Source organism: Armatimonas sp. (assembly GCF_043760365.1).
Classification (GTDB): domain Bacteria; phylum Armatimonadota; class Armatimonadia; order Armatimonadales; family Armatimonadaceae; genus Armatimonas.
Genome location: NZ_JAYUPA010000859.1, coordinates 1 through 8843 on the forward strand (window position 1 = coordinate 1; position 8843 = coordinate 8843).

Genomic DNA, 8843 nt, shown 5'->3' on the forward strand with positions numbered 1-8843 from the left:
GGAAAGACACCACGCCAGGAAATTTGCTGATTTGCCATGTTTCAGATTATAATTCACATTGCGTACAATGTCAAAAAAATTATCTCAATTTATTGGGGACGATCTCAGGGCCAACCCACCGTTTCCCACCGCCCCGCTCACCCTAGCGGCTCTGGCAACGCACTATCAGGTCAGCCTCACACCGGTTCGCCAAGCCGTGCGGGAGCTGGTCGCCGCCGGTGTGCTTGAAAAATCAGCGACGGGGCGGCTGCGCTACCGAACCAACCCGCCGTCGCTGCCAGCACAGATACCTCAAGCTCTGCCTCGTGACTGGGAAGACGAGCTGCGCCGCTCTATTCTCCAGCGCTCGCTACAAGGCGACCAGGAGTTTCTACGCGAGGAGGCACTTTCGGAGCAGCTCGCAATTGGGCGGACGGTTCTACGGCAGGCGCTGCACCGCTTGGCGGGCCAGGGATTTGTGGAGCATGTCCCGCGCTGTGGCTGGCGGGCGCGGGAGCTGACCCTGACCGAAGTGGACGACTGGCTGCGGGTGCGCGAGCGGCTGGAGCTTCTCGCCCTAGAGCTCGCCTGGCCCCACTTAGAGCCAGATACTCTCACCCACCTTCGCGATGGCAACGTGGGCGCACGCCTCGACAATGACCTTCACCGCTACCTCATTGAGCGCGCCAAAAGCCCGCTCTTGCGCACACTCTTTGCCCAGCACGGCGCGTACTTTGCCGCCCTCTTTGATCACGCCGCCCCCGAAACCCGGATGGAAGAAGCTATGGCCGCCCAGCACCGCGCCATCCTAGATGCTCTGATCGAACGCGATCTCGACCGCGCCTCCGCCACGCTCGCCGCTCACATCCGCGCCCAGCGCCGTATTGTCGAGAAGCTCCTCAAGCAGCTACGCAGCGACCAAAAATAAGAAAAGCCGCTCGGTTTACCAGGCGGCTTCTCTTTGGATTTTCGCAGGCTAGAACCTACGAATACTCTTGAGAATCAGATTGCTCGGAAGATTTCGCATCAGCTCTGGACGGATGATGTAGTGTGCGCTCTTAGCCTTGACCCACATGGCACGGCGACCGATCTTGTGCGTGCCGTACTTGATGTACATAAAGCCGCGCTGGCTACCATAGTCGCAGGTTGCGCCCCAATCGGTGCCCCAGGAGTTCTTGATAATCCAAGACTGCTTGCTATCGTCCCAGCCGACAATCAGGATCGCGTGGTTGGTGTTGCTGACATTATCAACGTGATCGAAAATGCCGCCCGTGTAGGCCTGGAAGTTACCGTCGGCGTAGAGGCTCGCCTCGACCGGACCGTGCTCACAGAGCGCTTCCTTGATCTTCTGCACCGAGGGAATATCTACCGCAGCATCCACAAATCCCCAGGCAAGGGCATCGTAGGGTGTCGTAGTACTCGCTGCTGTGGGCGTGTTCATGGTCGCGTTGTACGGACAGGTCGCCTCAGTTGTCGTCCCCTTGGAAACCAGCCAGGCATTGGCAGGCGCACGATCGCCGCCGCCCGTGTTGCCCGCTCCACTGTAGGAGACCATGAACTGCTCCGACGCGTCCACGGTGACATTGTTACGGATCAGCCACGACGACTCCAGCGCCCCCATACACGAGAATGCCCAGCACGTTCCCGCCGGGTTCTGATCCTTGACGGGGCTCACCTTGCCCTGTGTGCGCCAGTCCCAGCGTTTCAGATTGGGGCTAGCGACAATCTGAAACTCGTAGATCTTAGCACGTAGGGCTGGGTTGAGCTTTACGGCGCTCTCCCGCTCCTGCTTATCTAGCTCCAGTACGCGTTTGGAGAGAGGCTCCTGAGCATCGGCGATCTGCTGGATATTGGGGGGGATGATGTCGCCCGTGATCTGTTTGAGATCCTTGCCCAGAACACTGGTCTGCCCGATCGTGAAGTTGATCTTCTGGTTACTGAGATCTAGGCGTAGCTTGTTGAGGTCAACTCCCTTCGGTGGCTGGGCCGAAACAACGGCAGCAAGAACGGCCAGAGTGGCCCCACCGAAGAGACGAGTAAGTTGATATTTATTCATCGTAACATATTCTCCTAAACTCAGGTTACCCACTCAGGCACCTAAATAAAACGTGACTATTAGTTCACCTCAAGCCGCGCCTGTAGTGTGCGAGGCCACTGTGAGAGCTGGAGCCCGTGCTCAGCGAGTAGGGCCAAGACAATACGCTCCATGCCGAAGGCGAGGCAGGCGGTGTGTGCTGTCTGACCATCTGGCGTGTGGATATCAAAGAGATGCCCAAAATGGTCTTTGTGGTAGTTCGATGACATCACAGCAGTTGGGCGCTCATCGGAGACGATGGGAATGAGTAGCTCGAACTTGAGGGCCTGGGCACGCTGCTGGGCCGCCATGAGCCGCTCGCCCGCCCCGAAGAATGGGTCACTGGCAGCCTCGACCGTGGCAGTGAGGCCCAGTAGAGTGAGAAACTCCTGCGCACGCTCGATCCAGCGATCACGAAAACCAAGCGCCTGCTCGGGCGTCCCCGCATGGACAAACTCGCGCATCCGAAACGAGCGCATCCGCATGGGGTTGAGTGAGGGCTCGTGGCGGTAGCACCAGTTCTCAATATCCGTGGTCTTTCCCTCGGTGGGGAGTGTCCCGGCCAAGTAGGGATAGACATAGTAGCAGGCCGCCGGGGCCATCACGACATCGGCAAGCTCCAGGTGCGGCAAGAGATTGTCCCCGGCATCCACGGCCTGCATCAGCGCATCGTGCTCCGTTGTCCCGCCTGTGAACGAGCACATGCAGCCCAGGAGCTGTGGGAAGGACTGGAAGTAGCCGCACTTCTCAACAATACTACGCGGCAGAACGGGCGGGCAGCGGAGGAGGATCGTCTCCTTGGTGCGCCCGTAGCGCGTGATGGCGTGCTCCAGGCCCTCCATAATCTGCGCAAACGCCGAGCCACGGGCGTAGATGCCGGGCAGATCGGTGGGCAAGAGAAGCTGGGCGGCAAGAAGGCGATCCAGATAGACCTCTTCGGCGGTGGCATTATGGGTTGTGAGAGCACTCATCGTCAGATTCCTTTCTGCATCAGCAGGAGCGAGCCACTCACTGCGTGGAGGCGCTCGTTGCCGATCATCACGGCGGCGGAGAGGGCATCGCGTAGGTGGCGGCCTAGGCTGTAGGGAGAGTCGTTGCGGTAGCCCTGAATTCCGGTGATGGCAAGGCACTGCTGGATAATCGAGACAATCAGCTCGCTCGTGCTGGTCTTGAGGTTGTTGATACGGATCGCCCACTCAAACGAGAGCAGGCCACGCGTGTCGTTTGATGCGCAGAGGGCTTCGTAGGAGCGCAGGCACTCCGCCAGATTCGCCCGCCCGAGCTGGAGCTGGCTCATTGCCTCAGCGAGGCGCAGCTCGCCGGTACTGGCCGCACCAGGTGCATTTTTTGCACGGGAGCGAACATAGGCCCGGGCGCGGGTAACCGCATCGGCGGCGATCCCCAGCCAGACACCCGACCAGAGCAGGTGCGATGCCGGAGCCATGGTCTGGCTACAGATCTCGCCAAAGCCCACTGGGAAGAGCGCGTTCTCCGCCACCGGGCTGGTGACCGTGAAGCCCGGGCTACAGGTGCCGCGCATGCCGAGCGTGTCCCAGTTGCCCGTCTGCTCCAGCGTGATTGCCTCGCGACGTAGCAGCACCAGCGCCTGATCGTTCTCGGGCGCGTCGGGCTGACGGCGGCAGGTTAAAAAATACGCATCGGCATGGGCACCGTAAGAAAGGGTGGTGGCTTTCTTGGTGATCTGGCCTTTGTCAATCGCGCAGAGACTCGTGCGAATGTCTCCGCCCACGCCCACCTCGCTGGTGATCGAGGCGATGAGGAGCTGCTTCTCTCGGAGATCATCGGCGAAGGCATCCCAGGCGGCGTGGCCCAGGCCGTGGCGGACAAGGCAGGCAACCTGGCTCTGGTGCATCGCGTAGATCATCCCCGTGGCCGCGCAGCAGCGCCCCAGCTCCCCGCAGAGCGCCACGACCTCCGTCAGGCTCTGACCATCAAGAAGCGCCGAGAGCAGACGGGCATCTTTGAGTGCAGTAATGGCCTCGATTGGAAAACGGGCATCGTGATCCACAGCCTCGGCATGGGCTTGAGCCGTGGTGCGGATAACCTCAGACAGTGGCATGACTGGCTCCTAGCTGGCGCATGACCTGCTCAATCCGGCCAATAGTGGCAAACGTGTCGCGTCCCAAAAGCTCGCTGGAGAACTCCACTTGAAACGTACTCTCCAGAGCCATCATGACCCGAACCGTCGCCAGAGACTTCAGGCCCGCTTGGTAGAGATCCGCATCAAGTGGAAGATCCTCGGCAGGAATTCCCGCGCTCTGGGTGAGTATCTGTCGAATTTGCTCTGTCATAAAAATTTCCTCAATAATCAATAACGATGTTTAACGGTTCGCAAAGGGTAGCTCGTGCTGAACCTGAGCCGGGTTTCCAGCGACAAGTGTGTGTGCAGACACGTCCTCGGTGACAATGGAGCCCGCCGCTACCACTGCACCAGGGCCAACAGTGACCCCGGGGAGGAGGAGGGCGCTCATACAGATCCAAGCCCCATCGCCTACGGTCACGGGAAGAGCGTTCAGTGTGGGGGTCATGCGGCGCGAGCCAAAGCCTATAGTGTGAGTGGCAGTGCAGAGAGTGACATCGGGGCCAAGTGCGACATTTTTTCCGATCACCACGGGCGCGTCCAGACCAATACGAACACCAGGTGCGAGAATGCACCCCTCACCTACCTGGATCCGTGAGAGGTCTTTGCGCCGCCCCACCAGCCAGAGCCGCCCTTGAACGGTCACGCCACGGGCGATTTTTATTCCTGCCCAGCGGTAGAGCGTCGCGCGAACGCTCACCAGAGCGAACTCGGGCAAGCACCCCACTAATGCTTGAGCGATGGTAAGGCGCAGGTGAAAACACCCGTGCAGGCTCTCGAACTCACGCCGCAGGCCTGTCTTTATCTGGCTATTAATTTGTGGGGTTAACAATGAGACTCTGCCCATACTCTATTTATGGGTAGAATCTATACCAATCACCAGACTGTAAATTATTTCAGGATGACGCTCTCCATCACAATTTTCGCCACTGTCTGTGCCAGCGCATCATAGCCTGCCGGGGTGAAGTGGACATTGCGCGGCTGCTGGAGCGTGGCCAGTGCCCCCGAGACGGCAGTGCAGAGATCATCGAGCGGGATCTGGTTTTCCGTCATGATTTTCTTGACAATCTCGTTGTAGGCGCGCTCACTTCCTGCGATCCGCCCCGTGGTGCCCTCCGGAACCGGTGTCGTGGTGGCCCAGATCAGCTTCGCTTTGGTGGCGCGGAGCCGCACGACGAGCGCTCGCAGATTGGCCTCGTAGTCGGCCAGCGAGATTAGCTGCTTGCCTTTCTCCACCGCCACCATCGTGCCTTTTTCGTCCACAAACTTCAGGTCGTGGAGGCCAAAATTCACATGGATCACGTCCCAGGGCTTGTCCCCGAGCCACTTATCCAGCTCACGCAGTCCGAAGCCGCTGTTGGAGCAGTTCACGGGTGGATGAACCACATTGGCCTTGCCTGCCAATAAACGCCGTACGGGAAGCGTGTAGCCCATGGAGATTGAGTCGCCGATGAGCAGTACGCGCGGCAGGCCAGGAGTTTCGGTGATCGGACGGAGCGCCGGGTCTATCTTTGCTTGTTTCTTGAGCCAGCCCAAACCCTCCAGAAAGCCCTCCATCTCGGTGATGGTCTTGCCTAGATACGGCTCTTTGTTGAAAAAACCATGCGGCTGGCCCGGATAGACCACCAGCTCGGACTTCACTCCGGCGGTGCGCTGGGCATCACGAAACGCCTCAGCGGTCTTGACGGGTACGAGTTTGTCCATGTCCCCGAATAGCACCAGAGTCGGGGGCGATGTTTTATCTATATTTTGTAGGGGTGAGAACTCTTTCACGCGCTCTTTAATCCGCTCGTTACCGTAGCCACCCGGGCCATTGTCGTAGACCGGATTGAAGAGCACCAGTGCATCGGGCCGACACGAGATTGCTTTATCGTCTTTCGGGTCATCGAGGGCACTGATGATGCCACAGTGCGCTGCCAGATGCCCACCCGCCGAGCCTCCACCCGCCCCAAGGCGCTTGGGGTCAAGTCCAAGTTCTGCCGCATGACTTCGCACCCAGCGCAGTGCACTTCGCGCATCGTTGACACTTGTTTCGGGTGCCTTGCCTTTTTCGGCCAGCCGGTACTGCGCACTGATCGCCACCATGCCGCGCACCGCCAGCGCCTTTGCCTGCGGGTAGAGCGCTGTCGGCGTGCCACCGGTCCAGCCACCGCCATGGAAGAAGACAAAAGCGGGGCGCTTATCGCTCGCCTTCCAGCCACTCGGCTTAAAGACCTGAAGCACCAGCGACTTGCCGTCAGCTTCTTTGTAGGGAATTGCTTCCTGGGCACGTACCGCGGAAATGAGCAAGGTAAGTATAGTGAGGGAGAAAAGTAGGTTTTTCATAGAGGTTATCTTAGGGACTCGCGACGAAATAATTCCCCCACCCCCGAGAGGACTCCTCTCGTCCCCTTCGGTCGGGTTATTGAGTCGGGGGAATTTAATCTTTGAGAGTCCCTTAATGTCAAAACAACGGCGCTTAAGTGCATCACTTCTTTGCCGGGAATCTCTAGGGCACGGAGCGCGAGCGGGCCACGGCCACGCTCCAGACGTAGTTTTCCGGGGCGTAGTATCCGAAACTCTTTCAGGCGTGACTCCCCAGGAGGGCGAGGCAGTGTGTCCTGATTGGTGTAGAGCGGTGGATCCCAGCCAGGGGCCACACGCCCCTCCAGCCGACTGTCTTGAAAGCTTAGCACAATGCGGGAACCCGTATCGGGCAGGGCACAGGTATAGTGCAGCTCCACGTCGTAGATTCCTGCTGTGTTGACCTCAATCTCCCAGGAAATCGTGTCGTCGGTGCGGGTCCAGTTGCGAAAGTAGGAGCTATTAGGGGCACTTGAGCTGCGCTCGATTCCCCCTCCCGGCGTGCCATCACGTGCTGGAAGCCAAGTACGAGGGAAGGTTTTATAGCCCACGGGAATCGAGCGTGAATCAACGGGCGAGGCTGTGCGGGGAGAGCGCGGCAATAGCTCGCTGCGCCAGGCAGCAACCGCAGAAGTGAGCTGCCGCGCTGTGTCCGGCTGCTGCGCCGTTACGGAGCGCATCTGGTTCGGGTCGGCGATCATGTCAAATAGCTCCCCCGACGCATCCAGGCGGTGGGTTTGGGAGCGCACACTCACCCGGCCACTCCAGGTAGAGAAGAGCATCCTTGGGGGAGCTGTGGTTGCGCGGCCTGTAAGAAGCGGCGAGAGATCACGCCCATCAAGCGGCTTATCCCCCACCCGCGTCACTCCTGTTAGTGCCATCAGCGTGGGAAACAAGTCAATCGCCCCCGCGATCTCGGCAACTTTATGGCCGGTAGGGAGCGTGCCCGGCCAGCGCATAAAAAACACCGAGCGCACGCCACCCTCATCCGTGGTGGCCTTGATGCCCTTCATCCCGCCGTTCCAGCGCGCGGTGTTGGGGCCATTATCCGAAAAGTAGACAACAATCGTATTGTCTGTCAGCTTGAGCTGCTCCAGTTTCTTGAGAATCCGCCCGACATTGCGATCCTGGTTCTCCAGCATCGCGAGAGCGCAGCGGGTATGGTCGGGGTTTTCTTTGCCCGGCTCAGTGGCCTGCTGGGCGAGAGGCTTGTCTTTGAAGCGCTGCCAGTCACTCTCGGGGACGGCCCACGGGGAGTGCGGGGTGGTAAAGGGGACGTAGCAAAAAAACGGACGGCTCTTGTGCTTCTCGATAAACGCCAGTGCTTTATCGGTGCACAGATCAACGATATAGCCTTTTTCGCGAACGGGCTTGCCGTTGTGCTCCAGGGGCGGGTTGAAGTACTCGCCCCAGTGCCCCGACGTGTAGCCGTAGTACTCTCCAAAGCCACGCGCCATGGGGTGGTACGGCCACTGGCTCCCGTTGTGCCACTTTCCAAATGCTCCTGTGGCGTACCCCGCTCTCTGGAAGGCATCCGCGATGGTTTTCTCATCTAGGTTCATCCGCTCCTGGCCCGTCGAGACCCCATAGACACCCGTTCGCGGATGGTACCGCCCGGTCAAAAATTCCGCCCGGGTTGGCGCACACACCGGGCAGACAAAGAAGCGCTCCAGTGTGACTCCGTTGCGGCTCAGGGAGTCAATATGGGGCGTCTGCACGGTGCGGTTGCCACTAGCACTGTAGTCTCCCCACCCCGCATCATCGGCGAGGAACACGACCACATTGGGCGGCCTCATCGGGGCAAAACTCCAAACTGCTTCTCGTAGCGCGTCTTAAACGGATTGACTTTCGGCGCGGTCTTGTACGCGTCCTCGTTTTCCAGGCCGGGCAGAATGCTCGCCCACCAAGAATCATAGGCTTTATCAAGCTTCTGCACCAGCGCGGGGTTCTGCGCTGAGATGTCCGTAGCCTCGGCGGGGTCTGTGTCGAGGTCAAAAAGCTGCCAGCGGGAGCTTGGGTTCTGCGTCGCCACGGCGTTGTAGTGCGAGAAGCGGACGCCTGCATTGCCATATTTATTGGGGGGCTGCCCCGGCTCCCAGCGCCCCGTGTGGGCAAAAAGCATGCGCTCGGACCACTTAGCCTGAGGGTTCTTGAGCAGCGGCAAAAGGCTACGACCATCGAGCCCGCGCGGCGCTCTGGCCCCAGCAAATTCGGCCAGTGTTGGCAAGACATCTAAGTGCGCCGCCAAGCGATCGCAGTCGGCGGGCTTGAGCGTCCCTGACCAGCGCCAGAACGATGCGGCGCGGGTGCCGCCTTGGTAGACCGTGTTCTTCGACGCCCGCATTC

At 59.7% G+C, this 8843-nt stretch carries 9 protein-coding genes; 1 reads left to right on the forward strand and 8 read right to left on the reverse strand.

What is annotated here, in order from left to right; translation table 11 throughout:
• Positions 1 to 67 precede the first annotated feature (67 nt).
• Positions 68 to 907: a GntR family transcriptional regulator gene (locus tag ACH2EH_RS21240; protein ID WP_395144867.1), complete on the forward strand. Its 840-nt coding sequence runs from the start codon at positions 68 to 70 to the stop codon at positions 905 to 907.
• A 48-nt stretch (positions 908 to 955) separates the two neighbouring features.
• On the opposite strand, the gene ACH2EH_RS21245 is transcribed toward ACH2EH_RS21240, so the two are convergent.
• From ACH2EH_RS21245 to ACH2EH_RS21280, 8 genes are all read right to left on the reverse strand, one after another.
• Entirely contained in the window at positions 956 to 2035 is a 1080-nt protein-coding gene (locus ACH2EH_RS21245) for a C1 family peptidase (RefSeq protein ID WP_395144869.1), read from the reverse strand.
• A gap of 59 nt (positions 2036 to 2094) precedes the next feature.
• Entirely contained in the window at positions 2095 to 3024 is a 930-nt protein-coding gene (locus ACH2EH_RS21250; protein WP_395144871.1) for an amino acid--[acyl-carrier-protein] ligase, read from the reverse strand.
• A 2-nt stretch (positions 3025 to 3026) separates the two neighbouring features.
• Entirely contained in the window at positions 3027 to 4133 is a 1107-nt protein-coding gene (locus ACH2EH_RS21255) for an acyl-CoA dehydrogenase family protein (protein ID WP_395144873.1), read from the reverse strand.
• Entirely contained in the window at positions 4120 to 4365 is a 246-nt protein-coding gene (locus ACH2EH_RS21260) for an acyl carrier protein (RefSeq protein WP_395144875.1), read from the reverse strand. Before ACH2EH_RS21260 ends, ACH2EH_RS21255 begins: the two co-directional genes overlap by 14 nt.
• 30 nt (positions 4366 to 4395) lie before the next feature.
• Positions 4396 to 4986 (reverse strand): acyltransferase, encoded by a 591-nt coding sequence (locus ACH2EH_RS21265; RefSeq protein ID WP_395144876.1) that lies wholly within the window; start codon positions 4984 to 4986, stop codon positions 4396 to 4398.
• A gap of 59 nt (positions 4987 to 5045) precedes the next feature.
• Entirely contained in the window at positions 5046 to 6479 is a 1434-nt protein-coding gene (locus ACH2EH_RS21270; RefSeq protein ID WP_395144878.1) for an alpha/beta hydrolase fold domain-containing protein, read from the reverse strand.
• A 5-nt stretch (positions 6480 to 6484) separates the two neighbouring features.
• A complete protein-coding gene (locus tag ACH2EH_RS21275; protein WP_395144880.1) occupies positions 6485 to 8293 on the reverse strand; it encodes an arylsulfatase in 1809 nt (602 codons plus the stop codon).
• A partial coding sequence (locus ACH2EH_RS21280) for a sulfatase/phosphatase domain-containing protein (protein WP_395144882.1) occupies positions 8290 to 8843 on the reverse strand: 554 nt, incomplete at its 5' end. The genes ACH2EH_RS21280 and ACH2EH_RS21275, both read right to left, overlap by 4 nt.

Coding starts and splice junctions, on each gene's coding strand:
- ACH2EH_RS21240 (WP_395144867.1), top strand. CDS start 68: ATGTCAAAAAAATTATCTCAATTTATTGGGGACGATCTCAGGGCCAAC.
- ACH2EH_RS21245 (WP_395144869.1), bottom strand. CDS start 2,035: ATGAATAAATATCAACTTACTCGTCTCTTCGGTGGGGCCACTCTGGCC.
- ACH2EH_RS21250 (WP_395144871.1), bottom strand. CDS start 3,024: ATGAGTGCTCTCACAACCCATAATGCCACCGCCGAAGAGGTCTATCTG.
- ACH2EH_RS21255 (WP_395144873.1), bottom strand. CDS start 4,133: ATGCCACTGTCTGAGGTTATCCGCACCACGGCTCAAGCCCATGCCGAG.
- ACH2EH_RS21260 (WP_395144875.1), bottom strand. CDS start 4,365: ATGACAGAGCAAATTCGACAGATACTCACCCAGAGCGCGGGAATTCCT.
- ACH2EH_RS21270 (WP_395144878.1), bottom strand. CDS start 6,479: ATGAAAAACCTACTTTTCTCCCTCACTATACTTACCTTGCTCATTTCC.
- ACH2EH_RS21275 (WP_395144880.1), bottom strand. CDS start 8,293: ATGAGGCCGCCCAATGTGGTCGTGTTCCTCGCCGATGATGCGGGGTGG.